Source organism: Calditerricola satsumensis (assembly GCF_014646935.1).
Classification (GTDB): domain Bacteria; phylum Bacillota; class Bacilli; order Calditerricolales; family Calditerricolaceae; genus Calditerricola; species Calditerricola satsumensis.
Map to the genome: position 1 here is coordinate 1 of NZ_BMOF01000033.1, position 26,256 is coordinate 26,256.

Below are 26,256 nucleotides of genomic sequence, written 5' to 3' on the forward strand. Positions count from 1 at the left end.
CTTGGCTCGCTGACCGCCTTTTTCCTTCTTGGCATCCACACTTTTTAGCGTAGAGCCAACTACCGTTTGACAGGCATACGGCTTCCCTCTATAATACAAATGAAAATAATTCTCATAATCACACACGCACGCCCGCCTCGGGGTAACGTGACGAAAAGGTGTGAAGGGCATGGGAGAGACGAGGGTGTCACGGGTTCTGATCCTCCTGGTTTTGTGCCTGGTCGTGGGGGCCATCGTGCCCTCCCCTGGGCAGGCGTATTCCTACGGCAATCCGAATGAGGAAAAGATTGCCGAAGCGTATAAGAAGGTGGTGGCGGCCCTGAATGAAAAGCCGCCCAACTGGGCGGTGGCGCGGAGCGAGATCGAGGCCCAAGCAGCGGAGATGGCCAAGGAATTTGGCCAAGAGACCGTTGACACGTTGTTGCGCCTGGTGGACAACCAGCAGGCTGACGCGGTGGTCCACGAATTTCAGGTTGTGCTCGTGCGTAACGTGGAACGGCGGTTGACCAACCTCGAAGCGGTGTTTGACAACTACGGCCAAGCCAAACTCCTGTTGGCCAAGGCCTATGCCACCTATGAGGCGCTTTCGCCGATTGTCCAGCGTCAAGATGCGGAGAAGGACAAGCTCTTGCGCGCCCAGTTTGAACAGGCGCTTACCGCCCTCGGCAATCCAGGGTTGTTTGGGGTTGGGAAGAAAGAGCCCAATCCTGAACAGTACGCAAAAGCCAAAGCGACCATTTTGCGCGAGCTCAAAGCGATCTTCAAAACGGACGCCGCCTATTCCGGTCATGCGCAGGGCAGCGACGGATCGTCGTCCTTGGCCTCTCAATCGGTCGTGAAGGAGTCAAGCCGGTGGGGAATTGTGGCGGCGATTGTCGCCGTTGCCGCTGGCGTCGTTGGCCTCCTCCTTTGGCTTAGCCGGCGCACGTGAGGTCCACAAGAGAGGATGGCGCGCGTGATGGGAGTTCGACATCGGCAGCGGCGGTTTCGCGGTCTGGCGCTGGCCGGCCTGACGGGCATTGCGATTGGGTTGCGCCTGGTCTTTGCGGGACGCTATGCCGACGAGTGGGACGCCGTCGACTTTGCGCTGGCCGTGGAACGGTTTGATTTGCTCGCCATGCAGCCCCATTTTCCCGGTTATCCGCTGTACGTGTTCGGGGCGCGGCTGCTTTTGCCCATCGCCGGCGATCCGGTGCGGGCCCTCACGTGGCTTGGCGCCCTTGCCGGGGGATGGCTCGTCGTTCCGCTGTACGCCCTGGGGCGGATGCTCGGAGGGGCATTTGCCGGGTGGGTTGTCGCGTTGTGGGCGGCGGTTCACCCGTGGCTATGGGTAACCGCACTGCGCCCGATGTCGGACAGCGTGGGGCTGACGGCGTTGTTTGCCGTGGTGGTTCTTGCGCTGGGCCTGGCTCGCCGCGAGGAGCAGCGGGTATGGCCGTGGGGGGCGGTCGGCGGGCTGTTTGGCCTTTCGATGGGCATTCGGTTGTCCTACGTGCCCTTTGCTTTCAGTTTGGCCGCTTTGGCCTGGCTCCCGTGGCGCGGCGAGACGTGGACCGCAAAGATGCGCCGCGTCGCCGGGTGGGGGCTGGGTTTTGTGCTTGGGGTCCTGCTGTGGGTGATTCCGGTCGCCGAACTGGAGGGCGGCCTCTCCGCCTTTTGGTCCCTGGGCATTGCGTTTACGGCGGGGCATTTTACGGAATGGGGCGGAACGGCGCTGAGCGGCGAACACGGGTGGTTGGCACGCCTGGCGCGCATTGCCGGCTACCTGATGGGGATGGGGGTCTGGGGCTGGCTTCCTTTCTCTCCCCAAGGGGCGGCAACCTTGATGGACCTGGCCGCGGCCGCCGGACTGTTCGCCGGGGTGGCCGGTTTGATCTATGCGGCGAGGCGGGTGTGGCGGTTTGGAACGGATGCCACAACGCCGCAACCCTTCCTTGTGCACTTTGTCGCCTTGCGCGTTTCCCGGGAAATGGCGGTTTGGCTGCTGCTGACGGTACCCTATGCGCTATGGATCTGGGTGGGCCAAAACGCGGACAAGCCTCGCCACGCCCTGCCGCTCTTCCCGTTTGTGCTGGTCGCCGGGGCGGTGGCGCTGGCGCGGCTTTCCCTGCGCGTTGGCGGGGGTGTTCCTCAGCTGGTGCGCATTGGCCTGGCCTGCGCGTTGGCGGTGTGGTACGCTTGGGCTGGATGGCAGGCGGCGCGCGCGTATCAGGAAACGCCACCGCTTGTTCAATTGGCCCGCGACGTGGCGGCGCGCGTCGAGGGCCAGCTGGCGGTCGTGTACACCTGGGAGGAAGCGCGCGTGATCGGCTACTACGCGCCAAGCGTCAACGCCGTTCCGCTGCGCCGCGTGTCCACCCTGATGCAGGACGTGCTGTCCCGGGGTCCGGGAGTAACGGTGTACGCAACGAACGCCGTTCTCGATGGGTTTGGCCCCGATGGCGCGGCGATCCGGCGCCACTTTCGCCCGGTGGCCCGCTTTCAGGGTCCGCCTGGCCTGTATCCCGTTTACCATGACATTGTGCTCTACCGGGCCGACAAGGGCCTGTATGGCGCGATCCAACAACTGGCCCGCCAGTGGCACGAACAGGGAAGCACCGCCGAGCGTGGATGGCGAAAACGTTAAAAAACGAGAGGCGTTCGCTCGCTCGTGCCCATGGGTGTCGAGGGGCCGCAAGAGGAGGGGGAGCCGCGTGAAGGCTGCATCGGCGTTTGAAGTGGTCGCCGCGAGGGCGTGGAACGTGTTGAACGAGGGAAAACCCTTCACCCCGGTGTTTGTGGCTGCCCTCTGGTTGGTGTGGCATGCGCCGGCGTGGGACAGCCTGACCTTTTGGAAGGCGGTGCTGGGCGTCGCCGTGGCGGTCGCTCCCCTTGCGGCTGCTGTGGTGTGGTGGGATTTCCCCCTGCACCTGCGCGCCTTCCTTTTGCTCCCGCTGGCCGTTTCGCTCTGGGTGTACCCCCTGCCGCCGCTTGGGCTGGTGCTCGCCGCCCTCGGCGCGTACGGGTTCTTTACGGTCTTTTTTTGGGGAACGCTGTACTACCGGTTGCGCATCGGGACGCCGTGGACCAACTTTACGCGGTTTTGGAAGCTGGTGCTGAAAAACAGCGATTCGACCAGCGGGAATGCCCGGGAGCAAATCCCGAAAGTCTTGCTCCTGCTCGTGGCGAGCGAAGGCGCATACGCGGTCCTCGCGGGATCCGGTTCACCCCTGTGGGACGGGCGCACGTTCTGGGCGCTGCATGCCGCCTTTACGGGGCTCTACGCCCTCTACGCGTGGGCGGTGCATCGGCGCCTGTTTACGTGGAAGCCGGCCGAGTATCCCCGTTACACGGAGATGCCCGACGCGGTGCCGCCGGCGGTGGACCGCGTCTACGTGGTGGTGATCGACGGGTGCCGCAAAGACCGCCTGGCCGAGGCGCATACCCCCTTTCTCGATCGGCTGGCGGCGGAAGGCACGGTGTACGAGGCGATGGAGACCGTGTACCCGGCGCGCACGGTGGTCTGCTTTTCATCCATGTTGACCGGGACCTATCCCGCCGAACACGGGATTCACAGCAATCTGGTGTGGCGGCTCGGCGTGCGGTGCGAGAGCATCTTTGACAGCCTGCGCAAGGCGGACAAGCGGGGCGTGCTGGTGGGCATCGCCCACTTGATTGACGCCTTTGGCGACGACGTGGCCAGCGTCACCGCGGTGATGCCAAACGACGAGGCCGATGGCCGCATCATGGCCCGCGCGCGGCAGATCGTCACCGAGGAGGACCCGGACCTCCTGGTCGTGCAGCTGATCGCCGTGGACCAGACGGGGCACAGCCGGGGACCGCTGTACGACGAATACCGACAAAAAATCGAGGAGGCCGACGCGCACATCGCCGCCTTCTACGAATGGCTCCGCGAGCGGGGGAAGCTGGACCGGGCCGTGTTCATCGTCTGCGCCGACCACGGGCAGTCGGACGGCATTGGCGGCCATGCCCATCTCGCCGAGGGGGAGCGGTTTGTGCCCTTTCTCGTCCACGGCACGGGCGTGGTACGAGGAAAGGTGGTGGCAGAGCCCCGCAGCCTCGTCTCCCTGGCGCCGACTCTCGCCTGGCTACTGCGGGCGCCGCTGCCCAATCGGTCGCGCGGCCCGGTGCTAACCGAGGCCTTCGCTGTGCAAAGCGGCGAGCGGGTGCGGCCAAATGGCTCTGTGGCGAGCGAAAGGAGGACGGGCACATGATGCGGTGCGTGGTGATCATCCCGGCGTACAATGAAGAAGCCGCAGTGGGTGACGTGATCCGCCGCGTGCCCCGGGTGATTGACGACGCCGTCCGCGTCTCGATCCTGGTTATCGACGACGGTTCGACCGACGGCACGGCAGCCGTGGCCAAAGCGGCCGGTGCCGACGAGGTGATCTCCTTTTCCGCCAACCGCGGCCTGGGAGCGGCCATCCGTGAGGGCTTGCGCCTGGCCCATGCGCGCGGCGCCGACGTGGCGGTGATGATCGATGCCGATGGCGAGTATCCGCCCGAGGCCATCCCCGAACTCGTTCGGCCGATCCTGCGCGGCGAAGCCGATTACGTGTTGGGCTCGCGCTTCAAGGGCACGATCCGCGGGATGCGCCTTTCGCGCCGCATTGGGAACTGGGCGTTTACGCTGCTTCAGGCGCTCCTCCTCCGGCGGTGGATTTGGGACGGCCAGACGGGGATGCGCGCCTTCAGCCGGGAGGCGTTGGGCGATGTGGAGATCGTGCACGATTACAACTATGCCCAGGTGATGACGCTCAACCTCGTGCGCAAGGGGTATCGCCTGCTCGAGGTGCCCATCGCCTATCGTGTCCGCACGACGGGCACGTCGTTTATCCGCTATGGCGAATACCTGCGCCGCGTTTTGCCGGCCATGTGGAAGGAGCTGCGGCGTCCGGTTCAGCGTCGGTCGGCGCGGCCACACCCCGAAGGCGCCGCCAGAAACGGCATAGAACCGAGGGAGGCCGCTGGCGACGCGCGGCGGGTGGTGTAGGCGCATCGCCGGGGTATGCGGTGACCGGAATCGGTCCATACTGCTAAAAAATCGGAAAACAAGCGGAACAAGGAGGTTCAGGGGTGAGCCGCGACCGCAACCCGTGTATCGTGTGCGGATTGGTGCATCCGGAAGGCATTACCGTATGGCGGGCCTTCATTTGCCGGCGCTGCGAGCGGGAAATGGTGCGCACGGACGTGCATGACGAGCGGTACCGCTACTTTGTGCAACGCATGCGGCGCATCTTGTGGAAAAAAGACGCGTGAGGCTTGTCGCAGAGGCCACGCAGCGGGTCTCTGCCTTTTTTTCGGGGAGGGGAGACGGATGGCAAGCGACCGCCACGCGCGGGCTCCGCTGTTCGAGGCGCTGGTGCGCCATGCGCAAGCGGCGCGCGGCTGGTTTCATGTGCCGGGTCACCGCGGTGGCCCGGGGTTCGATCCGCGCGCCCGGCATTGGTTCGCGCCCCTTTTGCGCCTCGATGTGACCGAGCTGCCGGGATTGGATGACTTGCACCAACCGGAAGGGGTCATTGCCGACGCGCAAACCCTGGCGGCCGAAGCCTTTGGGGCCGAGGAAACGTTCTTTTTGGTCGGCGGGAGCACCGTGGGCAATCTCGCCATGGTGTGGGCGACATGCCGCTCGGGGGACAAAATTCTCATCCAGCGCAACAGCCACAAGTCGGTCTTCCATGCCGTCCGCCTGGCCGGGGCGATTCCGGTGTTGCTTGCGCCGCGGTATGCCGCGCGGTGGGACGTGCCTGTCGGCGTCGACGCCGACCTGCTCGACCGCGCGCTGCGCGAACACCCTGACGCCAAAGCCGTGCTCGTCACCAATCCCACCTATTACGGCATGGCCGTCGATCTGGCGCCGCTGGCCGCGGTGGCCCATGCTCGCGGCGTGCCGCTTCTCGTCGACGAAGCCCACGGCGCCCATTTCGCCTTTACGCCCGGCGCGCCGCCGACGGCGCTGGCCTCTGGCGCCGATGCCGTCGTGCAGTCGGCTCACAAGACGCTGGGGGCGATGACGATGGGCGCGTACCTGCACGTTCAAGGCAACCGCGTGGACCGCCGGCGGCTGCGCGAGGCGCTGCGCATGCTCCAGACCTCCAGCCCCTCGTATCCCGTGCTGGCTTCCCTCGACTTGGCCCGCCGCCACGCCGTGCGCCACGGGCACGCGGCCTTTGCCCGCGCGGCGGAGCTGGCGCGGCGCCTGCGCGAGCGGGTCAATCGCCTCGAAGGGCTATCGGCGCCCGATCCGGCGCGTCCCGAGCCCGATTGGGCGGCGCTTGATCCGCTCAAGGTCCTGGTGCACCTCGAACCCAAGCTGCGTCGGGCGGGTGGGACGGGATATGCCGTGGCGGACCACCTGGCAAGAGCGGGCGTGTACGTGGAGCTGGCCGATCCGGTGAACGTGCTCCTTCTCTTGACGGCAGGAACGGAGACGGCGGAAGTCGAAAGGGTAGAACAAGCATTGGCCGCCTGGGCGCAGGCGCTTCTGTCGCGCGCGCCGGCCGATGGGCGGTCCGATGCCCTGGATCGGCTGCCGCCGCCCGTCTACCCGCCCGTATCGGTTGTGTCCGCGCCGCCCGAGGGCGCGCAGCCCATGGCCGTTCCCCTCGAGGCGGCGCTCGGCTTGGTCAGCGCGGAGATGATCGTGCCGTACCCGCCGGGTGTGCCGGCGGTGCTGCCCGGGGAGCGGTTCGGCGCGGAGACGGTGGCCTATCTCCGCGCCGTGCGTGACGGCGGCGGACGTGTCCAGGGAGCAGCCGATCCCACCCTCGCCACGGTGCGGGTGTGGCCCAATGCGTAGCCCGGCGGAAGCAGTCCGTCGAGGAGATGGGAAAGGGGAACCCCGTGTGGCAAGCGGATTGTTCATCACCTTTGAGGGACCCGATGGAGCCGGAAAGACAACGCAGCTGCGCCGGTTGGCGTCCTTTCTCGCCCCGCGCCTTAAGCGGCCGGTGATCACCACGCGGGAGCCGGGCGGGACGCGCATTGGCGACGCCATCCGCGCCATCCTGCTCGACCCGGCGCATGTCGAGCTGTGCCGCGAAGCGGAGGTGCTGCTCTACGCGGCGTCGCGGGCGCAGCACGTGGCCGAACGCATTCGGCCGGCGCTAGCGGCGGGGGCGGTGGTCCTCTGCGATCGGTATGTCGACGCCTCGCTGGCGTATCAGGCGGCCGGCCTGGGCGTGGATCCGGCCGTTGTGGCGGCGATCAACCGTTTTGCCACTGGCGGCCTTCTCCCGCACCGCACGTACCTCCTCGACATCGACCCGGCCGAGGGCTTGCGCCGCGTGCGGGCGCGCCGTGGGCAGGGCGCCGACCGCATTGAGCAAAAAGCGCTCGCCTATCACCAGCGGGTGCGCGAGGCGTTCCTCCGCTTGGCCGCCAACGATCCGCAGCGCATCCGCGTCCTGGACGCCAGCCGGCCGGAGGAGGAGATTGCCCGGGAAATTGCGGCCGACTGCTGGGCGCTGTGTCGGCGGCTGCAGCTTGAAACGGGGGGATCGAAGGATGAAGCTGGTTGTGGCGGTGGTCCAGGACAAGGATAGCCACGCGCTGGCCCAAGCGCTCATCGCGAAGGGCTACCGCGCCACAAAGCTGGCCAGCACCGGCGGATTTTTGCGCAGCGGCAACACCACCTTTCTCATCGGCGTGGACGACGCGCACGTCGACGCGGTGTTGGCCCTCATCGAGGAGACGTGCCGCCGCCGCACCCAGCTGGCGCCGCCGTCGGCGATGAGCGGCGAAACGGAATCCTTTGCGCCATACCCGGTGGAAGTGCCGGTGGGCGGGGCGACGGTGTTCGTCTTGCCCGTTGACCGGTTCGTGCACCTGTGAGCCCGTGTTGCCGGCGGTGGAAGGAGGGCAAGACGGTGAAAATCGACCACCTCGGGCCTTTGCGCCCAAGCGCCGCCTTGAAGCCGGCGGCGCGCGCGTCGAGCGGCTCGTCCTTTGCCGATGTTCTCGACGACGAACGCCGGCGCTTGGCGAAAGCCGCCTATGCGCAGCTGCTTGGCGACATTGAACGGCAGGGCCAAAAGCTGGCCCACACGCGCAGCGCGCGGGACTTGCTCGCGTACAAGGCGCTGATCCAGCGGTTTGTGCGCGAGGTGGTCGATCGCGCGCTGGCGTTCGAGGCGCGGCACGGACAGGATCGACGGCGCCGTCCGCGCGTGTACAAGCTCCTTCGCGTGCTCGACGAAAAGCTGCTCGAGCTCTCCCAAGCGGTGCTCGCGAAGGAGACGCCACGCGTGGAACTTCTGGCGCGCATCGGGGAAATCCACGGCCTGTTGGTCAACTTGTGCGTCTAGCGCAGGAGGCGAGGACGATGGCGTGGCGCGATGTATCGGGACAAGAGCCGATCGCAACGCGGCTTCGCGCGGCGTTGCGCCTGGGGCGCGTGGCCCACGCTTACCTGTTTGCCGGACCGCGCGGCGTGGGCAAGAAGAGAATGGCCCGGGAGCTGGCCAAGGCCCTCGTGTGCGCGCGCGGCGGAGACGAGGCGTGCGACGCGTGCCGCGAGTGCCGACGCGTGGAGGACGGCAACCACCCGGACGTGCGCTGGATTGCCCCTGAGGGGGCGAGCCTGCGCATCGAGCAGATTCGCGAGCTGAAGCGCGAGGCGGCGTACGGAACGCTGGAGGCGCGGCAGAAGGTGGTGGTGGTGGAGCGGGCGGACGCGTTGACCGTTCAGGCGGCCAACAGCCTGCTGAAGGTTCTGGAAGAGCCGCCGGTTCCGACCGTGTTCGTGCTGCTCGCCGAAAACGCCCACGCCGTTCTCCCGACGATTCGCTCCCGCTGCCAGTTGATCTCTTTCCCGCCGCTGGATGCCGAGTGGGTGGCGGCACGCTTGACGGACGAGGGATTTCCGGCGGCCCAGGCCCGATTGGCCGCGCACCTGGCCCCGGGACTGGATGAGGCGCGCAAGATCTGCCAATCGGAAGGGTTTGCGCCCCTAAAAACCCTAGTGATACAATGGACCCAGGACCTCCTGCAGCACGGGGCATCCAGCCTGCTCGCGCTGCAGGACAAGCTGTTTGCGCGGAATCCGGAGCGCGAAGAGGTCCTGCTCTGGTGCGATCTTCTCCTGTTGTGGTACCGAGACGTGTTGCACGTTCAGCTCGGGCGGCGCGAGCATCTCGCGTATGCCGAGCGCCGTGACGAGCTGGAGCGCCAGGCTGCCAAGTGGTCGCAAGCGGGCGTTCTGCAGGCCATCGACGCCGTTGTTGCGGCGCGGAAACGGCTTGCCCTGCCGACAAACGCCCAGCTTGTCTTGGAACAGCTGGCGATTCGTTTATTGGAGGGAATCCGATGTGCTTGAGGTGGTAGGCGTCCGCTTCAAAAAGGCGGGGAAAATCTATTACTTTGACCCCGGCGATCTGCCCGTGCGGCTTGGCGATCCCGTGCTGGTCGAGACGGCGCGGGGGATTGAGTACGGGTGGGTCGTGATCGAGCGCCGGCAGGTGGACGAGCAAGACGTCGTCCTGCCGCTGAAAAACGTGCTCCGCATTGCCGACGAGCAGGACGCCGCCCAGATGGAGCGAAACTGGGAAGATGCGAAACGGGCGTACGCGATTTGCAAGCAGAAAATCGCCGAACATGGCCTGCCGATGAAGCTGGTCGACGCGGAATACACCTTTGATCGCAACAAGCTGATTTTTTACTTCACTGCGGAAGGGCGTGTCGACTTTCGCGAACTGGTCAAAGACCTGGCCGCCGTCTTTCGCACGCGCATCGAACTCCGGCAGATTGGCGTGCGGGATGAAGCGAAAATGTTGGGCGGCATTGGCCCGTGCGGTCGGCTGCTCTGCTGTTCGACGTTTCTCGGCGATTTTGAGCCGGTTTCCATCAAGATGGCCAAGGACCAGAACCTGTCCCTGAACCCGGCGAAAATTTCCGGCTTGTGCGGCCGCCTCATGTGTTGCCTGCGGTATGAGCACGAAACGTATGCCCAGGCCCTTGCCACGCTACCGGACGTCGGCGACGAGGTCGAGACGCCGCTGGGCAAGGGACGCGTGGTGGGCTTGAACATCTTCGCCGAGCAGGTCCAGGTGGACGTCTACGAAGCGGGGCGCATCGTCGTGTTTTCCGTCGACGAGCTGAAAACCGCGGTTGACGGGTGAGTCCCCGCGCGTGCGGCAGGGGTGGAGGGTGCGTGGAGAAGCGGGAACTGGTTGAACGGGTCGCTCGGTTGGAAGCGCAAATCGGCCAGATGGTCGAGGAGCTGGGAAAAGTGAAGGAGCACGTGGCCGCGTTGCTCGAGGAAAATCAGCGGCTCCGCCTGGAGAATCAGCATTTGCGACGGCTCGTGAGCACGCGCGGGCCTGCAGGCGGCGAGGAAAAACACCGCGTTGCCAAACCGGCCCCGGTGGGCGAAGGATACGACAATTTGGCCCGCTTGTACCAAGAGGGTTTTCACATCTGCAATGTGCACTACGGCAGCTTGCGCACCGAGGGAGACTGCCTGTTCTGCCTCGCGTTCCTGCAGAAAGCGCCAACAGGCCCGTAACGGGGGGCCTGTTTTTTCATCCGGCGAAGGAGACGACGACAGCCGTGAGACGAACCGTTCCCCTCAAGCCTGGCGAACGGGTCGACGACCTGATGGCCGGCGGCCTGGCCATCATTCAGCACCCCGACGTGTTCTGCTTCTCCATGGATGCCGTCTTGCTGGCACGCTTTGTCACGCTTCCGCCGCGCGGGCGCATTGTCGATTTGTGCACCGGAAACGGGATCATCCCGCTCCTCTTGACGACGCGGACGGAAGCGGAGATTATCGGCGTGGAGATTCAGGAGCGCCTGTGCGACATGGCCCGGAGGAGCGTGGCGCTGAATGGCCTTGAGGCGCGCGTGTCCATCCTGTGTCGCGACCTGCGCACGTGCACCGAGGTGCTGCCGGTGGGCGTCTTTGACGTCGTCACGGCCAATCCGCCGTATTTGCCGCGGGACGGGGCGGACCTCAGCGCCAATCCGCATCAGGCTGCGGCGCGCCACGAGCTGTTTTGCACATTGGAGGACGTCGTGCGCGTGGCCAGCCGGCTGGTCAAATCGGGCGGACGGGTTGCCTTTGTGTACCGCCCGGCGCGCCTGGTTGAGCTGCTCGCGCTGATGCGGCAGCATCGCGTCGAGCCGAAGCGGATCCGCTTCGTCCATCCGTACGCCGACCGTCCCGCCAATCTCGTGCTGGTGGAAGGCATCCGCGACGGCGGGGTGGAGCTGCGCGTCCTTCCGCCCCTCGTGGTGTATCGCGCCGAGGGAACCTACACGGACGAGGTGCTGCGCATCTACAACGGGGGAACGGCGTAGGGCGCTGTCGCGGATGCCGTCGAGCCGGGGCCAAAACGAAAAATCGCCGCGGCACGTCGGCCGCGGCGATTTGACCATCATCAGCGGTCGGACGGGGTTTCCGCAGGCGATTGGCGGCGTTTTTGCGCGAGTTGCAGGCCCCACAACCCGCCGAGCACAACCAAGCCCGCAGCATCGGACGCGACGCCCGGAACCACCAGGGCCAGACCCGCGCCGATGGCCAACAGGCGCTCCACCGACCGGAGCGGGCGCAACCAGAAGCCGATGACGCCGGCCCCCACGCCGATCATGCCGACAAACGCCGTGACGGCGACCCACAGGGCCTCGGGGAGCGTCGTGTTGATCAGCAGCATCTGCGGCGAAAAGACGAACACGTACGGCACGAGGAAGGCGGCGATGGCCAAGCGCACCGAATCGATTCCCGTGCGCAGGAAGCTGGCCCCAGAGATGGCCGAGGCGGCGAAGGCGGCCAGGGCCACGGGCGGCGTGATGTCGGCGAGGATGCCGAAGTAGAAGGCGAACATGTGGGCGGTCAGTGTCGGGTAGCCTAACTGGATGATGGCCGGCGCAGTCATCGTCGACGTGATGATGTAGTTGGCCGTCGTCGGCACGCCCATGCCGAGGACAAGGGAGGCGATCATCGTGAAGAAGAGCGTCAGGATCGGGATCCCGCCGGACAGCTCCACCAGGCCATTGGCAAATTTGAGGCCGAGGCCGGTCAGCGTGACGACGCCGACGATGATGCCGGCCGTGGCGGTGGCGGCAATCACGCTGAGGGCTGCTTTGGCCCCATCGGCCAACGCCAGGACGATGTCCCTCAGGCCCATGCGCGTTTCCTTCCGCAGCGCGCCGACGGCGATTGTCGACGCGATGCCGTACAGGGCGGCACGTTCCGTCGACGTGCCGCTCATCAGGAAATAGATGATGACGCCGATGGGCAAGAGGAGGTACAGCTTTTTCAGCACTTCTCGGCGGTTGGGCAGTTCATCCTCCCGCAGCCCGCGCAACCCCGTCTTGCGGGCTTCAAAGTGGACCATGATCCAGATGCCGGCGAAATAGAGCAGCGCCGGGATGGTTGCGGCGAGGGCGATCTCGGCGTACGGGACGTTGATCGCTTCGGCCATGAGGAAGGCTGCTGCGCCCATGATCGGCGGCATCAGCTGCCCGCCGGTGGACGATGCCGCTTCCGTGGCGCCGGCGAAGGACGGCCGGTAGCCCAGGCGCTTCATCATCGGGATGGTGAAGGACCCGGACGTGACCACGTTGGCCACCGAGCTGCCGCTGATCGTCCCCTGCAGAGCGCTGGAGAAGACGGCCACTTTCGCCGGACCGCCGACGCGCCGACCGGCCAGAACCAGCGCCAGGTCGTTGAAATAGGCCCCGACGCCGGTCCGCTCCAGGAAGACGCCGAACAGGATGAACAGGAAGATAAACTTTGCCGAGACGCCGAGGGGAACGCCCAGAATGCCTTCCGTGGTGTAGTACATATGGCTGATCAGCCGTTCCAGGCTGACCCCGCGGTGGCCGAGGAAGCCCGGAATCTCTTTGCCAAAGAGGGCGTACAACAAAAACAGCGTGGCGATGATCACAATCGGCCATCCGACGACGCGCCGTGCACCCTCCAGCACGAGGAGGATGGCAACGGCGCCGACGATGGCGTCCAGCGTCGTCAGGTTGCCGGCCCGCTGGACAAGCCCGTCGAAGGCGAAGAACCAATACCCCCCGACGGCCAGGCCCAGGAGGGCCAGAAGGGCGTCCGCCACCGACACGCCGGCGGTGGTTCTGCGCCGCGTCGGGGAAAAGAGGAGAAAGATCAGGCACAAGCCGAAACCCAGGTGCAAGGCGCGATGAATCTGCGCCGGCGGCGGGGGCAAAATGGTGGTCACCAGTTGGTACAGGGTAAAGCCAATCGCCAAGAGGCTGACAGCGCGGCCAAGCCATCCGGAGAGCGGGCGATACGCCTGTTCTCGGTCGAACTTGGCGACCAGCTGCTGCAGGTTATCGGACGGCGAACGATTGGCTTCGGTCATCGCTCTGGATCACCCTCCCCATGCGTTGCCATAGCGTTTCCCGCTTCACGTTGAGGCGCACCCACGAGCCCGGGGTGGCGACGTGAGCCAGCGAAATGCGGTGCGGCCCGATGTGGAGCGTGTGGTTGGCCACGTAACCGATGCGCAGGTCGAGATGCGGAAGGGGACGGTTGAGATGATCGAGGTGAAACCAGCCGTTTTTCACGGTGAAGGTTTGGCCGGGTTCCACGTCCGACGGCATGCCGATGCCATAGGATTGAAAGCGCACCGCTTCGAGGACGAGGACGTCGTCGCCGATGCTGTACGTTTCGATGACCGGCGTGCGGTGGATGGAGTGGGTATAGTGCAGGGCGATGTGCTCTCCCCGCGACACGGGGATGGCCAGCAGCGCAGTACCCGTTTTTCCGTCCGCAATGATGAGCGCCGGAAAGAGGGGCATAACGGTCAACGCCGCTGCGGTGACGAACAGAATGGCCGCGGTCACTGCACGGCGATGCCGGCGAAAGGGCCCCATCGCTGCCATGAGGCGTCGACCTCCACGGGCACCGTCATCTCTCGCGCACAAAAGGGACCGGGGGATGGTTCCCCCGGTTCCAACGCGCGCAGCGGTTTTCTTCCCTGCGTTACTGTTCCTTGCGAATACCCTTTTCCTCGAAATACTTGGCCGCGCCCGGATGCACGTCGATGGTAAAGCCCTTCAGCGCGTCTTCCAGCTTGATCTCTTTCGCCTTGGCGTGAACCGTTTCCAGCTCCTGCAGGTTGTCGAACAGGGTCTTGGTGATCGAGTACACGAGCTGGTCATCCAGTTCGGCGCGTACGACGAGCATCGACTTCACGGCCACCGTTTTGACGTCTTGGTCTTGGCCTTTGTACGTGCCGGCAGGAATCACCTGTTCAAAGTAGAAGGGATACGTCGCGGACAGCTTTTGGATGTGCTCGTCGTCGAGGCTCACGATGCGCACGCCCTTCGTGGCGGCCAGCTCCGAAACGGCCGACGTCGGCGTCCCCGCCGTCACGAAGGCGGCGTCGAGCGTACCGTCCTGCAGGCCGCTGGAGGACTCGGCGAAGGAAAGGCGCTGCACCTTGAGGTCATCAAAGGTCAGCCCGTACACCTCGAGAATCTGTTTGGCGTTGAGCTCGGTGCCGCTTCCCGGTGCCCCAACGGAGACGCGCTTGCCTTTCAGGTCGGCGACGGACTTCACGGGGCTGTCTGCGGGAACGACAATCTGCACCGTTTCCGGGTACAGCGCGGCGATCGTTTTCATGTTCTGGACGGCGCCGCCCTCTTGAAACATCTCCGTCCCCTTGGCGGCGTAGTCGGCGATGTCCGCCTGCGTGAAGGCGATGTCGACCTGCCCGTCTTTCAGCAGGCGCAGGTTTTCCACCGAGGCACCCGTCGTCTGGGCCGTGGCCTTGACGCCCGCCTTCTCGAGGATTTTGGCGATGCCGCCGCCCAGCGCGTAATACGTCCCGGCCGTGCCCCCGGTGGCAATGTACAGCTGGTCCGGTGTTTCACCGCCCTGCGCTTGGTCCGCTCCCTGTTCGTTACCGCCGGGCTGGGTTGCGGAGCCGCAACCGGCGACGGCCAACACCAGGGCCAGCAGGGCCATGACCGAGCGAAAGCGTTTCCAAACCAACGTTGCCCACCTCCCGCACGTCTTCGTCTATAATGAAAACATTCGAGAAAATCTTAATCGAATCGGCGGAAAAAATCAAATCCCACTGTATGGAAAAGCCGGGAGGGGTGTGCGTGTTTCGACAACAAAGTTTCGCCGCTGCGGGCGGCAAGCTCTACGTTGTGGCCACGCCCATCGGCAACCTCGACGACATCACCTACCGCGCGGTGCGCGTGCTGCGCGAAGTGGACTGGATCGCCGCGGAAGACACCCGCCATACGCGCAAGCTGCTTGCCCATTTTGGCATCGCGACGCCACTCATCAGCTGCCACGAACACAACGAAGCGACGCGGGCGGCCGAACTGGTGGCCCGATTGCAGAAGGGGGAATCGGGCGCGCTGGTGAGCGACGCCGGCCTTCCGGGCATTGCCGATCCCGGTGCCCAGCTCGTGCGTGCGGCTGTTGAACGTGGGATTCCGGTGGTGCCCGTGCCGGGCGCAAGCGCCGCCTTGGCCGCCCTTGTCGTGTCGGGGCTGCCCACCAAACGCTTTCGCTTTGTCGGGTTTCTGCCCCGACAGAGCCGCGAGCGCGCCCGCGCGTTGGACCGCCTGAAAACGGCGACGGACACGCTGCTGTTTTATGAAGCGCCCCACCGCCTGGCCGAGACCCTGGAAGCCCTTCTCGCCGTGCTGGGCGACCGTCGTGCGGTCTTGGCGCGGGAGCTGACCAAGGTGCACGAGGAAATTGTGCGCGGATCGCTCACCGAAATCCTGGCTCTGGTGCGGGCGGAAGGGGTTCGCGGCGAATGCACGCTGGTGGTGGAGGGGGCGGACGAAGAAGGCGATGCGGCGCAGGAGGACGTGTGGTGGGAGGGTCTGTCGGTGGCCGAGCACGTGGCGGCATACGAGGCGCGGGGCCTTACCCGGAAAGAGGCGATGAAGGCCGTGGCCCGCGATCGCGGCGTGTCAAAGCGCGAGGTGTACGCCGCGCTCCTGGATTCCGCGCGGTAAGGGCAGAAGGAGCCGACGCGAAGCCGCCAAACCAGGCAAAAAAAGAACCTTCGGCGACGGAAACAACTCGACGGATGAGGACCGGTTTGCGTCGTCCGAAGGGTTGGTGTGACCCATTCCTGGGGTTTCGTGTGCCTTCCTTTTTCACGCGCGCACGCAATCGCACGTCGCTGCCCTTACTTGGCCACCGCGGCGTACATCTCTTCCGCACAAGGCCGGCAAATCACTTTGCCTTTGTAGTGGGTGACGTTGTCGGCGTTTCCGCAGAAAATGCACGCCGGCTCGTATTTTTTGAGGATGATGCGCTCCCCGTCGACGTAAATTTCGAGCGCATCCTTTTCCCCGATGCCCAGCGTGCGGCGCAGCTCAATGGGGATGACGACACGCCCGAGTTCGTCGACTTTGCGCACAATACCGGTGGACTTCATCATGCTTCTCCATCTCCCTTCGCGGTTTTCTCGTCAAAATTCGACGTTTGTCTGTTTCTAGCATACCAGCCATTCCCATGCTAGTCAATGGCTGTTCTGGTCAATCTCAGCCTACTTGCGGGTATTTTTAGTATGATTATAAGAGAATGGGCGGCCAAAACACAAGGAATTTTGGGAGGTCAGGAAGATTTTTGTGTGGCACGTTTCCCCGGATTTGATTGAACGGTTGCGCGACGTCGGCGAACGGCTGAGCCAGCGGTACCGGCGGCGCGACGACAGGGACAAAATTCGACAAAAGGTGACAACAACATACGGCGATATTCGACGTCTTTCGCCATTTTCCTCCTCCGCGTTGGCGGAGTGGACACAAGGACGCCCCCTGGTGGCGGTCGATGGATCGGTCAACAGCACCGGCGGCACCCCGCCACACACGGTGGTGTTGTTTCAGGCCCTCGCCAAAAGTTCCCATGGAGCGCAGCATTGGGCGGCAGACGTGCGCACGCCGCTTCTTGAGGAGGGCGACCTGTGGGCGAAGGATGAAGGCCGCTGGCGCAGCCGCGTGTTGGCCAAGCTGGAACTGGCCGTGGCGCGGAAGGCGGTCGAAGCCGAGCGGCCGCGCGCCGTGCTCATGGACGGCTCGCTGTTTCACTATCATCTGGATGCGCCGGATGAGTGGGCGGCCCTCAAAGCGGCGGTGTTGGAACAGGATGTGCTCCTCATTGGCGTGAGCGAGGAGATCGGCACGACCGACGTGGCGCGCGCCTGCGTGGAGGGAAGCGCCCACGGGCGAACCGACCGGGAAGTGCTGTATGGCGTGCTGGAGCCGGGGGAGTGCTTTTGGGTGGACAACCTGGGGCGCAAGCAGGGGTTTCGCACCGTGTTTGCGCGCACGTCCCGTCACCCCCAATGCATCGGCATCGACCTGCTCATCGAGCAGCGCCAGGAAGCCGCCGACGCGGTGCGCCTGGTGATGGCCCTCACGCCTCCGGAAGGGCGCGGCATCCCTCTGTGGCTGGACATCGTCGACCGCGACGTGCGCATCACGGACAAATTGGTGGAGGCCCTCGTCGACCAATACCTGGACCCGGCGGTGAAACGGCTCGTGCTTTCGCCCAAGCGGCGCGAGCGGCCCTATTGAGGGAAGGCGGGCTTGAGGGGATAACCACGGTTTGTTCGCGGGCGATTCCGCGCGGGAGGAGGGAACAGCATGCACGTCGTCGGCGTGACGACGCAGCAGCAGGTGTTTGTTGCGGCAAAGGACCGCAAGTTTCGCATCAACGAAATCCTTGTCATCGAGGATCCCGATCTCGGCTATCCCAAGGGCGAGGTTGTCGAAACGTACGCCTACAACCGCTCCATCCCGATGGGGTTTGACAAGGCGCTGGTGGATGAACAGGTGCTGGACGCCCTCAAAACGATCGGGTACGACATCGGCGCCGATGAGGTGAACCTGGCCAAGGTGCGCCTGTTTGAGGAAGCGGTGCAGCCCATTCGCACCGGTGCCCGCGTGCGCGAGCCGGTCTTTGCCGAGGTGCGCGACATGCTCGTCAAGGTCGCGCCGGCGTCGGGGATGGTGCTCGGCGTCATCCGCAGCACCGAGCCCCTCGCCGCCACCTTGGAGCCCGAGCTGCGCAACTTGTTCATGCTGGGGGAAGGGGGGCGGGTCATCCCCCAAAACGGCGTCCCCTTCATCTTTGACATCCGCGCCATGCAGCAGTACCCCCACATCGGCATCTTTGGCGGATCGGGTTCGGGCAAATCCTTCGGGCTGCGCGTCATGCTCGAGGAGCTGATGAAGCTGGGCGTGCCCACCCTGGTGTTCGACCCGCATTACGAAATGGACTTTTCCGAACGCGACGAGCGGATTCCCGACGCACCGACGTACACCGACAAGTTTGTCGTTGTCGGCATCGGCCGCGACGTGGGCATCGACTTTTCCACCCTGACCACCCGGGAGGTGGAAAACCTCCTCGGCGCGGCGGGCGCCCTGACCGACGCCATGGCCAACGCCGTGCAGACGCTGCATCGCCGGCGGGACAGCGTGGAATCCTTCGAGGCCCGCGTCAGCGCCTTGGCCGAGGCGCTGGAAGAAGGGCGGCAGGGCCTCGAGAAGCGCCTCAAGGCGGAGGAGGACCCGCTGGCGCGCGAACGCCTCGAGGAACGCCTGCGGCTCCTCGCGGAATACGGCAACCTGCCCCTCGCCTCGGTGCGCGGGATCCTGTGGCGCCTCGCGCGGCTTAAGCAGGCCGGGCTGTTTGCCCACAACATCGCGCCGATCGAGCGGGCCTTGACCGCCGGCAAGCTGGTCGTTGTGCAGGGGCCGCTGTGGGTGCTGCAGGTGTTCGCCTCGTCCGTGATCAGCACCCTCTACCACCGCCGGCGCGACTGGCGCGATGCGCGGTTCAAGCAGCGCCAGGCCCCCTACTTTCCGCCCTTCGTCATCGTGACCGACGAAGCCCACAACTTCGCGCCCAAGGGAACGGAGAAGCCGGCCAAACCCATCCTCACGGAGATCGCCCAGGAAGGCCGCAAATACGGCGTTTTCCTCATCCTCGCCACCCAGCGGCCAACGCTACTGGACGAAACGATCACCGCGCAGCTCAACACGAAGGTGGTCTTCCGCACCGTACGCGGGACCGACATCGCCACCATCCGCGAAGAGACCGATCTCACCCCGGAGGAAGCGGGGCGCCTGCCGTACCTGCGTTCAGGGGACGCCTTCGTCTCGTCGGCCGTTTTCGGGCGGACCATTCCCGTGCGCATCCGCCTGGCGCACACGAAGAGCCCGCACACGGTGAATCCCTTTGACGAATGGGACGACATGCGGGCGCGGGAAGACGACGCGCTGCTGGATGTCCTGCTGCGCCATGTGCCCGTCTACGAAACGGCGCTGATGGATGTCCTGCTCGACGTCAACAAGACCCTCGGCGTGTCGTGGGACGTGGCCAAGCTGAAGAGCGAGCTGGACCGGCTGGCCCAGGCGGGCAAGCTCCGCAAGCTGCCCACGCCCTTCTGCACGATGTACGACCGCCCCAAAGCGTGAGGAAGCGGCGCCAGCGGCCGGGCGTCACGGGCGGGGAGGGCCGCGCGAATCGCGCCGCCTTGACAGCGGACCCGCTGCTGGTGTACTGTACTGGATAAGAATGGGATGGTTCGTTCATCGGGAAAAACGGCAAACAGGTACTGTCGAGGATGGGGAGAGTAGCCGCGAACGGCCGATTCCAGAGAGCCGGGTCAGGTGAAAGCCGGTATCGGACGGCGCGGCGAAGATGGCCCCGGAGACCCGCTTTCGACCCCTGGCGTGGGCGCTGGCGACATGCGCGGCGCCGGCGCGAGGCTGAGGGAGCGGCGCGTCCCGCGTTAACGGGAGGCGTGCGCGCGGCGGGCGCACGCGCTGAGCCCGTGCCCTGCGAAGGGACGGGGAAGTTGGGTGGTACCGCGTGAGGCCAATCGCCTCTCGCCCCAATGCCGGGGTGAGGGGCGTTTTGTTCGTTTGCCAACGCGATCACGTCACACCAGGGAGGGTGTACCATGGGAACGCGACCCACCTTTTACATTACCTCGCCGATCTATTATCCGAGCGACAAGCTGCACATCGGCAATGCCTACACGACCATCGCCGCCGATGCCATGGCCCGCTACAAGCGGCTGCGCGGCTATGACGTGTTCTACCTGACCGGCACCGACGAGCATGGCCAGAAACTGCAGCGGCGCGCGGCGGAAGAGGGGAAACAGCCCCTGGAGTTTATCGATCCGCTGGTGGACTGGATCAAGGACCTGTGGGCAAAGCTCGACATCGCCTACGACGATTTCATCCGCACCACCGAACCGCGCCACAAGAAGGTGGTCCAGCGCATCTTCCAGCGCCTCCTCGACCAGGGCGACATCTACCTCGGCGAGTACGAGGGCTACTACTGCGTGCCGTGCGAGTCCTTCTGGACCGAGCGCCAGGCCAAGCGCGAGAACGGGTACTTCTGCCCCGACTGCGACCGCGAAGTGAAGCTGGTCAAGGAGAAATGCTACTTCTTCCGCATGTCGAAGTACCAGGACCGTCTCCTCCGGTTCCTCGAAGAAAACCCGGACTTCATCCAGCCCGAGTCGCGGCGCAACGAGATGATCAACAACTTCCTAAAACCGGGGTTGGAAGACCTGTGCGTGTCGCGCACCACCTTCGACTGGGGCATTCCCGTGCCGAGCGATCCCGAGCACGTCATCTACGTGTGGATCGATGCGCTGACCAACTACATCTCGGCCATCGGGTACCTGTCCGACGACCCGAAGGAGCGGGAGAAATTTGCCCGCTACTGGCCGGCCGACGTGCACCTGATCGGGAAGGACATCCTGCGCTTCCACACCATCTACTGGCCGATCATCCTCATGGCCCTCGACCTGCCGCTGCCGAAGAAGGTGTTCGGCCACGGCTGGCTGCTCATGCCCGACGGCAAGATGTCGAAGTCGAAGGGCAACGTGATCGATCCGAAGTTTCTCATCGACCGCTACGGGTCCGACGCCATCCGCTACTTCCTGCTGCGCGAGATTCCCTTTGGCCAGGACGGTGTCTTCACGCCAGAGGCCTTCCTCCAGCGCCACAACTTTGATCTGGCCAACGACCTGGGCAACCTCGTGTACCGCACGGTGACGATGATCGAGAAGTACACCGGCGGACGTTTGCCGGCGCCTGGCGAGGCCACGGCCATCGACGAGGACCTGCGCCAGACGGCCCGTGCCGTGGTGGCCGACGTGGAGCGGGAGATGGACGAGATGCACTTCTCGTCCGCCCTGCAGCGCATCTGGGACCTAGTGGGCCGGACCAACAAGTACATCGACGAGACGATGCCGTGGGTCCTGGCCAAGGACGAGGCACAGCGGGGGCGGTTGAACACGGTGCTCTACAACCTGGCCGAGAGCATCCGCATCGTGTCGGTGCTCCTGCAGCCCTTCCTGACGAAGACACCGCCAAAGATCTGGCGCCAGCTCGGCATCGCCGATCGCCCCGAACTGGTGGCGTGGGAAAGCACCTACGACTGGGGCCGGCTGCCGGCGGGGACGTGCGTGGTGAGGGACGAGCCGCTCTTCCCGCGCCTGGACATTGAAGCCGAAATCGCCGCCATCGACGCCGCGACGGCCGAAGCGCGCCGGCGGGCGGAGGAGAACCGCAAGAAGCAGGAGGCGGCCAAAGCGGGCGTAGCCGAAGGGCCGGATGCGGCAGGCGGCCGCACCGCAGCGGGAACCGGCACGGCCGGAGCGGACCCCGCTTCGGGGGCCGGCGAAGGTTCGACCGAGGTCACCGTGGAGCAGTTCTTCCAGACCGACCTGCGCGTGGCTGAGGTGAAGGCGGCCGAGCGGGTGCCGAAGACGGACAAGCTCCTCAAGCTGATCCTCGACGTCGGCGGTGAGACCCGGCAGGTCGTCTCCGGCATCGCCCAGCGCTATGCGCCGGAGGACCTCGTCGGCAGGAAGGTGGTCCTCGTGGCCAACCTGAAACCGGCCAAGATCCGCGGGGAGTGGTCCCAGGGCATGATCCTCGCCGCCGATGGCCCGGACGGTCCGCACGTCCTGTTTGTCGACGCCGATGTGCCCAGCGGGGCGAAGGTGAAATGAGCGGGGAGGGGACGGCCGTGTTTGTCGACACGCACGCCCACGTGAACGATGCGCAGTTTGACGCCGATCGCGACGCCGTCCTCGCCCGGGCCCGGGAAGCAGGGGTGACGCGCATCGTCACCATCGGCTACAACCGCGCCACGATCCCGTCGGCCCTGGCGCTGGCCGATCGCCACGAGGCTCTCTACGCGGCGATCGGCTGGCATCCCCACGATGCGGCCGCCTGCGCGGAGGAAGACCTCGCCTGGGTCGAACGCCTGGCCCGCGAACACGGCAAGGTGGTGGCCATCGGCGAAATTGGCCTCGATTACTACCGCGATTGGGCGCCGCGCGACGCGCAGCGGGCGGTGTTTCGCCAGCAGCTGGCCCTCGCCCGGCGCCTCGGGCTTCCCGTGATCCTCCACTGCCGCGACGCGTATGCCGACGTGCTCGAGGTGCTGCGCGACGAGGGCGCCGGCGAGATCGGCGGCGTCATGCACTGTTTCACCGCCGATTGGGAGACGGCCAAGGCCTTTCTCGATCTCGGCTTTTACCTGGGTATCGGCGGCGTGGTGACGTTCAAAACGGGCGCGGCGGTGCGGGAGGTGGTCCAAAAGGCGCCCCTCGACCGGCTGCTCCTCGAGACCGACTGCCCGTACTTGGCGCCGGTGCCCCATCGCGGCAAGCGCAACGAGCCGGCCTACCTTCGCCACACCGCCGAGGTGGTGGCGGAGGTCCGCGGGATGGCCGTGGAAGATGTGGCCGCGGCGACGACGGAAAACGCCATGCGCCTCTTTCGCCTGCCCTGATTCGACGGCTGCGGCGCGGCGGATGCCGGCGAACCGGGGCGGACCGTGGCGACCCATGAAAAAGAAAGAAAAAACGCCTCTTCCCCTCTAATTGCATGCTACACCGATGTAAATTTGACAAATCCGCCGTTTTGGCCTACAATGGCCTTACGTTTGAGGGGGAGGGAATATGGATGAAACTGGCATTCCTCCGCGGTGCCAGTTCTCCCGGCCGTACTCCTCGCGTGGTCGCATGGGTTTGCGCTTTGGTTGCCGTCACCGCTTCGCTTCTGGCCATGGGATTTGGACGCATGTCCGCATCGGACGCAAAGGCCGTTACGCTTGCCGTTGAGGGTCGGGAAACGGTGGTGCGCACGGAAGCCGACACCGTGGCGCAGCTTTTGCGTGAACAGGGTGTGGCCGTTGGGCCGCGGGATCGGGTAATGCCGGCGCCCGATGCGCCCCTGTCTCCGGGCATGCGCGTGTCGGTCGAGCGCGCGCGACTGCTCACGTTCCGCGTCGGGTCCACCACGTTTCAACGCGCCGTGGCGGCGCGAACGGTTCAAGAGGCGCTGCTGGAGGCCGGCGTCACCCTGGGACCCCTCGACCGCGTGAGTCCGGGGCTGCGCCAACCGGTCGCGAGCGGACTGGTCATCACCGTCACCCGCGTGGAAGAGCGTTTGGTCCAGGAAGAAAAGGTGTTGAAGCCCCACGTGGTGAAGACGGCCAGCCATGACCTGCCCGCTGGCGATCAGCGTATGCTGCAGAAAGGGAAGGCCGGCAAGGCGGTCGTCACCTATCGCGTCCGCCTGGAAAACGGAGTGGAAGTGGCGCGCGATCTGGTCGACCGCGACGTGATTGCGGCGCCGCAGCCCACCGTCATCGCTGTTGGCACGCTTCGCGGCATCGAACGGCAAGGGGTGACGTTTTTGCCGCGCCGTGTGCTGCACAACGTCATGCTGACCGCCTATGGTCCTGGGGTGGTGCACACCGGAAAGGGGCCGGATCACCCCCTGTATGGCATCACCGCCCTGGGTACCCGGGCCAAGGAAGGGCGGACCATCGCCGTCGATCCCGCCGTCATTCCTCTGGGCTGGTGGGTGTACATTGAGGGACTGGGCTTCCGCCGGGCGGAAGACACCGGCGGCAGCGTGAAGGGGAAGAAGATCGACGTCTACTTTGAAACGGACGCCCTCGCCAGCCGCTTTGGCCTCAAGCGGGGGCACACCGTGTACGTGATCGGGCCGCATCTGCCACGGGGTGCCGCCGCCCCGTGATCCGCAAGGCGCAGGGCGTGGCAAAGGCCCATGTGCAAATCCGGATGGGAACGCTGCTCTGGGTTTAGGAGGGGCCAAGGTTGATTCGGGAAATCATCGTCGTTGAGGGCCGCGACGACACCGCCGCTGTCCAGCGCGCGGTGGTGGCCGACACGATTGAGACGGGCGGCTCGGCGCTCTCGGAAGAGGTGATTGCGCGCATTCGCCTGGCGCAGGCGACGCGCGGCGTGATCATTTTGACCGATCCCGATTACCCGGGCGAACGGATCCGCCGCATCCTGAGCGCGCGCGTTCCCGGCTGCAAGCACGCCTTTTTGTCCCGCGAGGAGGCCAGCCGGAATGGAAAGATCGGCGTCGAGTACGCATCCCCGGAGGCCATCCGCCGCGCCTTGGCTGCGGTCCAGACGGAGATGCCCGAACAACCCGAGGCGATCACCTGGGAAGAGCTGATGGCGGCGGGGTTGTGCAGCGGTCCCGGCGCGCGCCGGCGCCGGGAAGCGTTGGGACGCCGCTTAGGCATCGGCTACGCCAACGCCCGGCAGTTCCACAAGCGGTTGCGCGTCTTCGGGGTTTCCCGGGAAATGTTTTACCGCGCCTTGCGCGAGGTGGAGGAAGGGTTTGCCGCTGTGGGGGTTGGTGCGCGCGCCAAGGGGGAGGGCGACGCGGGGCCGTGACGGAGAACGTGATCGCCTCGCCTGCGCGTACGCGCGCCATTTTGGCTGCCCATGGTGTAATGCCGAAGAAGAGCCTCGGCCAAAACTTTTTGGTCGACCGTCGCGTGCTGGAGCGCATCGTCGCCGCGGCCGAGCTGGATCGCGAGACGGCGGTGCTGGAGATCGGTCCGGGAGTCGGGGCGCTGACCGAGTTTTTGGCCCGGGCAGCGGGCAAGGTGGTCGCCGTGGAACTCGACCGGCGCCTGTTGCCTGTGCTGGCGGAAACCCTGGCGCCGTATCCGCATGTCCACGTTGTCCACGGCGATTTTCTGGAGCTCGACCTGCCCGCGTTTTTCGCCGAGCATTTTGCCGGCTGGACCAAGCGGGCCGTCGTGGCCAACCTCCCGTACTACGTGACCACGCCCATTTTGTTCAAGTTGATAGAGGCCCGCGATGAGGTGCCGCTGTGCGTGTTGATGGTCCAAAAGGAAGTGGCCGCGCGGCTCGCGGCCCAGCCAGGGACGAAGGATTACGGCGCCCTCACCATTGCCGTTCAGTTTTACGCGGAAGTGGACTACGTGATGACGGTCCCGAAGCACGCCTTTGTGCCGCGTCCCCAAGTCGACTCGGCCGTGGTCCGCATCCGCCGCCGTCCGGCCCCGCTGGCGGCCGTACCCGACGAGCGGCTGTTTTTCCGCGTCGTGCGGGCGGCCTTTTCCCAGCGGCGCAAAACGATTTTAAACAACTTGGCGCATAATCTAGAAAAGGGGGGGAGCCGCGCGGCCGCGCGGGCTCTGTTGGAAGCATCCGGCATCGATCCGGCTCGCCGGGCGGAGACGCTCAGCATCGCCGAGTTTGCCCGGTTGACGCAACGTTTGCACGAATGGACGACGCGCTAGGGGGATGGCCGTGCGCTTGATCAGCCCCACGCGGGGGCCGCTTTCCTTGGAGCAAGTGGTCGCGAACATCCGCCGATACATCGAGGAAGCGCCCCAAGCCACCTACAAACTGGTCATCGGCACCGATTCGCAAACGGACGCGGACAAGACCGTGTTTGTCACGGCCATCATTGTGCAGCGGGTCGGCCGTGGTGCACGCTTTTTCTATGCGCGGCAGGTGGTGCCGCCGATCGTGGACCTGCGGCACCGCATCTACCGCGAGACCGAGATCAGCCTGCGCACGCTGGAGGCCCTGCAGCGGGCCGGCCTGTCCGCCATTGGGGCCGACTTTCCGATCGAGATCCACCTGGATGTCGGGCAGCAAGGGGAGACGCGGATGATCATTCAGGAAGTGGTCGGCTGGGTGCAGGCGGTCGGGTATACGGCGAAGATCAAGCCCGACGCGTACGGGGCGAGCGCCGTGGCGGACCGGTTCACGAAGTAGGGGGAGTTGTCGGGTTTTGAAAAAATGGCCAGAATGCGGATCCCTCTCTGAAACATTCTATCTTTATAAACTGAGTATCCAGGTTTTCACACCTCGTCGGCAAAAGCCGACGTTTTTTTTAAAGTCATCCCGCGTGTCAACTCACATAAAAACCTAACCGAAGTGAAGCCGGTCACTCACGAGAAAATCT

At 65.3% G+C, this 26,256-nt stretch carries 26 protein-coding genes; 22 read left to right on the plus strand and 4 right to left on the minus strand.

Annotation, left to right across the window (positions count from 1 at the left end):
* The first annotated feature begins 184 nt into the window (after window positions 1–184).
* From IEX61_RS08225 to IEX61_RS08285, 13 genes are all read left to right on the plus strand, one after another.
* A complete protein-coding gene (locus IEX61_RS08225) occupies window positions 185–931 on the plus strand; it encodes a hypothetical protein (RefSeq protein WP_157057755.1) in 747 nt (248 codons plus the stop codon).
* 27 nt (window positions 932–958) lie between these two features.
* Window positions 959–2,626 carry a glycosyltransferase family protein gene (locus tag IEX61_RS08230; RefSeq protein ID WP_188817537.1) on the plus strand — a complete coding sequence of 556 codons (1,668 nt, stop codon included), beginning with the start codon at window positions 959–961 and terminating at the stop codon, window positions 2,624–2,626.
* Window positions 2,627–2,693: 67 nt separating this feature from the next.
* Entirely contained in the window at window positions 2,694–4,214 is a 1,521-nt protein-coding gene (locus IEX61_RS08235) for an alkaline phosphatase family protein (protein WP_054671497.1), read from the plus strand.
* Window positions 4,214–4,993, plus strand: coding sequence for a glycosyltransferase family 2 protein (locus IEX61_RS08240; protein ID WP_188817555.1), 780 nt, complete (start codon window positions 4,214–4,216; stop codon window positions 4,991–4,993). The genes IEX61_RS08235 and IEX61_RS08240 overlap by 1 nt, the downstream gene beginning before the upstream one ends.
* 83 nt (window positions 4,994–5,076) lie before the next feature.
* Window positions 5,077–5,259 (plus strand): sigma factor G inhibitor Gin, encoded by a 183-nt coding sequence (locus IEX61_RS08245; RefSeq protein ID WP_054671499.1) that lies wholly within the window; start codon window positions 5,077–5,079, stop codon window positions 5,257–5,259.
* Between the two features lie 58 nt (window positions 5,260–5,317).
* Entirely contained in the window at window positions 5,318–6,802 is a 1,485-nt protein-coding gene (locus IEX61_RS08250) for an aminotransferase class I/II-fold pyridoxal phosphate-dependent enzyme (RefSeq protein ID WP_188817539.1), read from the plus strand.
* 46 nt (window positions 6,803–6,848) lie between these two features.
* The gene (gene tmk / locus IEX61_RS08255; protein ID WP_229725787.1) at window positions 6,849–7,547 is read left to right on the plus strand and encodes a dTMP kinase; all 699 of its coding nucleotides are present in this window, start codon (window positions 6,849–6,851) and stop codon (window positions 7,545–7,547) included.
* Window positions 7,510–7,836 (plus strand): cyclic di-AMP receptor DarA, encoded by a 327-nt coding sequence (gene darA / locus IEX61_RS08260; RefSeq protein WP_054669679.1) that lies wholly within the window; start codon window positions 7,510–7,512, stop codon window positions 7,834–7,836. The genes tmk and darA overlap by 38 nt, the downstream gene beginning before the upstream one ends.
* 35 nt (window positions 7,837–7,871) lie before the next feature.
* Window positions 7,872–8,309, plus strand: a complete 438-nt coding sequence (locus IEX61_RS08265) for a YaaR family protein (RefSeq protein ID WP_054669683.1) — start codon at window positions 7,872–7,874, stop codon at window positions 8,307–8,309.
* A 17-nt stretch (window positions 8,310–8,326) separates the two neighbouring features.
* Window positions 8,327–9,319: a DNA polymerase III subunit delta' gene (gene holB / locus IEX61_RS08270; protein WP_054669686.1), complete on the plus strand. Its 993-nt coding sequence runs from the start codon at window positions 8,327–8,329 to the stop codon at window positions 9,317–9,319.
* On the plus strand, window positions 9,312–10,121 hold the full coding sequence (locus IEX61_RS08275; protein WP_054669690.1) for a PSP1 domain-containing protein: 810 nt from the start codon (window positions 9,312–9,314) through the stop codon (window positions 10,119–10,121). The genes holB and IEX61_RS08275 overlap by 8 nt, the downstream gene beginning before the upstream one ends.
* 32 nt (window positions 10,122–10,153) lie before the next feature.
* Window positions 10,154–10,507: a DNA replication initiation control protein YabA gene (yabA, locus tag IEX61_RS08280; RefSeq protein WP_188817542.1), complete on the plus strand. Its 354-nt coding sequence runs from the start codon at window positions 10,154–10,156 to the stop codon at window positions 10,505–10,507.
* Between the two features lie 92 nt (window positions 10,508–10,599).
* Window positions 10,600–11,301: a tRNA1(Val) (adenine(37)-N6)-methyltransferase gene (locus IEX61_RS08285; protein ID WP_054669702.1), complete on the plus strand. Its 702-nt coding sequence runs from the start codon at window positions 10,600–10,602 to the stop codon at window positions 11,299–11,301.
* Window positions 11,302–11,381: 80 nt separating this feature from the next.
* Here the strand turns inward: IEX61_RS08285 and IEX61_RS08290 are convergent, their stop codons facing one another.
* The 3 genes from IEX61_RS08290 to IEX61_RS08300 all read right to left on the minus strand — a co-directional run bounded on the left by IEX61_RS08290 (window position 11,382) and on the right by IEX61_RS08300 (window position 14,941).
* Window positions 11,382–13,331, minus strand: a complete 1,950-nt coding sequence (locus tag IEX61_RS08290) for a TRAP transporter permease (protein WP_188817543.1) — start codon at window positions 13,329–13,331, stop codon at window positions 11,382–11,384.
* The gene (locus IEX61_RS08295) at window positions 13,300–13,854 is read right to left on the minus strand and encodes a DUF1850 domain-containing protein (protein ID WP_188817545.1); all 555 of its coding nucleotides are present in this window, start codon (window positions 13,852–13,854) and stop codon (window positions 13,300–13,302) included. Before IEX61_RS08295 ends, IEX61_RS08290 begins: the two co-directional genes overlap by 32 nt.
* A 100-nt stretch (window positions 13,855–13,954) precedes the next feature.
* Window positions 13,955–14,941 (minus strand): TAXI family TRAP transporter solute-binding subunit, encoded by a 987-nt coding sequence (locus IEX61_RS08300; RefSeq protein WP_054669705.1) that lies wholly within the window; start codon window positions 14,939–14,941, stop codon window positions 13,955–13,957.
* Window positions 14,942–15,081: 140 nt separating this feature from the next.
* On the opposite strand from IEX61_RS08300, the gene rsmI reads away from it, so the two are divergent.
* Complete coding sequence (rsmI, locus tag IEX61_RS08305; RefSeq protein WP_229725789.1) at window positions 15,082–15,957, plus strand: 16S rRNA (cytidine(1402)-2'-O)-methyltransferase; 876 nt, start codon at window positions 15,082–15,084, stop codon at window positions 15,955–15,957.
* 176 nt (window positions 15,958–16,133) lie between these two features.
* Here rsmI and IEX61_RS08310 read toward each other — a convergent pair whose 3' ends face one another.
* A complete protein-coding gene (locus tag IEX61_RS08310; RefSeq protein ID WP_054669696.1) occupies window positions 16,134–16,388 on the minus strand; it encodes an AbrB/MazE/SpoVT family DNA-binding domain-containing protein in 255 nt (84 codons plus the stop codon).
* 190 nt (window positions 16,389–16,578) lie between these two features.
* Here IEX61_RS08310 and IEX61_RS08315 point away from each other — a divergent pair, with 190 nt between their 5' ends.
* The 8 genes from IEX61_RS08315 to IEX61_RS08350 all read left to right on the plus strand — a co-directional run bounded on the left by IEX61_RS08315 (window position 16,579) and on the right by IEX61_RS08350 (window position 26,066).
* Window positions 16,579–17,523, plus strand: a complete 945-nt coding sequence (locus tag IEX61_RS08315; RefSeq protein ID WP_188817547.1) for a DNA double-strand break repair nuclease NurA — start codon at window positions 16,579–16,581, stop codon at window positions 17,521–17,523.
* A 69-nt stretch (window positions 17,524–17,592) separates the two neighbouring features.
* Window positions 17,593–19,428 (plus strand): ATP-binding protein, encoded by a 1,836-nt coding sequence (locus tag IEX61_RS08320; protein WP_188817549.1) that lies wholly within the window; start codon window positions 17,593–17,595, stop codon window positions 19,426–19,428.
* A gap of 488 nt (window positions 19,429–19,916) precedes the next feature.
* Complete coding sequence (gene metG / locus IEX61_RS08325) at window positions 19,917–21,986, plus strand: methionine--tRNA ligase (protein WP_188817551.1); 2,070 nt, start codon at window positions 19,917–19,919, stop codon at window positions 21,984–21,986.
* A gap of 17 nt (window positions 21,987–22,003) precedes the next feature.
* Complete coding sequence (locus tag IEX61_RS08330) at window positions 22,004–22,774, plus strand: TatD family hydrolase (RefSeq protein WP_188817553.1); 771 nt, start codon at window positions 22,004–22,006, stop codon at window positions 22,772–22,774.
* Window positions 22,775–22,947: 173 nt separating this feature from the next.
* A complete protein-coding gene (locus tag IEX61_RS08335; protein ID WP_172673581.1) occupies window positions 22,948–24,030 on the plus strand; it encodes a resuscitation-promoting factor in 1,083 nt (360 codons plus the stop codon).
* Window positions 24,031–24,110: 80 nt separating this feature from the next.
* Window positions 24,111–24,704, plus strand: a complete 594-nt coding sequence (gene rnmV, locus IEX61_RS08340; RefSeq protein ID WP_054672377.1) for a ribonuclease M5 — start codon at window positions 24,111–24,113, stop codon at window positions 24,702–24,704.
* Window positions 24,705–24,763: 59 nt separating this feature from the next.
* Window positions 24,764–25,582, plus strand: a complete 819-nt coding sequence (gene rsmA, locus IEX61_RS08345) for a 16S rRNA (adenine(1518)-N(6)/adenine(1519)-N(6))-dimethyltransferase RsmA (RefSeq protein ID WP_218185393.1) — start codon at window positions 24,764–24,766, stop codon at window positions 25,580–25,582.
* Between the two features lie 4 nt (window positions 25,583–25,586).
* A complete protein-coding gene (locus tag IEX61_RS08350; protein ID WP_308423729.1) occupies window positions 25,587–26,066 on the plus strand; it encodes a ribonuclease H-like YkuK family protein in 480 nt (159 codons plus the stop codon).
* Window positions 26,067–26,256 lie beyond the last annotated feature (190 nt).

What these genes read in the sequence shown, in the direction of transcription:
- IEX61_RS08250 (WP_188817539.1), top strand. Translation starts at nt 5,318, where the DNA reads ATGGCAAGCGACCGCCACGCGCGGGCTCCGCTGTTCGAGGCGCTGGTG.
- IEX61_RS08335 (WP_172673581.1), top strand. Translation starts at nt 22,948, where the DNA reads ATGAAACTGGCATTCCTCCGCGGTGCCAGTTCTCCCGGCCGTACTCCT.
- rsmA (WP_218185393.1), top strand. Translation starts at nt 24,764, where the DNA reads ATGCCGAAGAAGAGCCTCGGCCAAAACTTTTTGGTCGACCGTCGCGTG.
- holB (WP_054669686.1), top strand. Translation starts at nt 8,327, where the DNA reads ATGGCGTGGCGCGATGTATCGGGACAAGAGCCGATCGCAACGCGGCTT.
- IEX61_RS08290 (WP_188817543.1), bottom strand. Translation starts at nt 13,331, where the DNA reads ATGACCGAAGCCAATCGTTCGCCGTCCGATAACCTGCAGCAGCTGGTC.
- darA (WP_054669679.1), top strand. Translation starts at nt 7,510, where the DNA reads ATGAAGCTGGTTGTGGCGGTGGTCCAGGACAAGGATAGCCACGCGCTG.
- IEX61_RS08320 (WP_188817549.1), top strand. Translation starts at nt 17,593, where the DNA reads ATGCACGTCGTCGGCGTGACGACGCAGCAGCAGGTGTTTGTTGCGGCA.
- IEX61_RS08230 (WP_188817537.1), top strand. Translation starts at nt 959, where the DNA reads ATGGGAGTTCGACATCGGCAGCGGCGGTTTCGCGGTCTGGCGCTGGCC.
- IEX61_RS08350 (WP_308423729.1), top strand. Translation starts at nt 25,587, where the DNA reads ATGGCCGTGCGCTTGATCAGCCCCACGCGGGGGCCGCTTTCCTTGGAG.
- IEX61_RS08240 (WP_188817555.1), top strand. Translation starts at nt 4,214, where the DNA reads ATGCGGTGCGTGGTGATCATCCCGGCGTACAATGAAGAAGCCGCAGTG.
- IEX61_RS08310 (WP_054669696.1), bottom strand. Translation starts at nt 16,388, where the DNA reads ATGATGAAGTCCACCGGTATTGTGCGCAAAGTCGACGAACTCGGGCGT.
- IEX61_RS08300 (WP_054669705.1), bottom strand. Translation starts at nt 14,941, where the DNA reads ATGGCCCTGCTGGCCCTGGTGTTGGCCGTCGCCGGTTGCGGCTCCGCA.
- IEX61_RS08285 (WP_054669702.1), top strand. Translation starts at nt 10,600, where the DNA reads ATGGCCGGCGGCCTGGCCATCATTCAGCACCCCGACGTGTTCTGCTTC.
- metG (WP_188817551.1), top strand. Translation starts at nt 19,917, where the DNA reads ATGGGAACGCGACCCACCTTTTACATTACCTCGCCGATCTATTATCCG.
- IEX61_RS08295 (WP_188817545.1), bottom strand. Translation starts at nt 13,854, where the DNA reads ATGGCAGCGATGGGGCCCTTTCGCCGGCATCGCCGTGCAGTGACCGCG.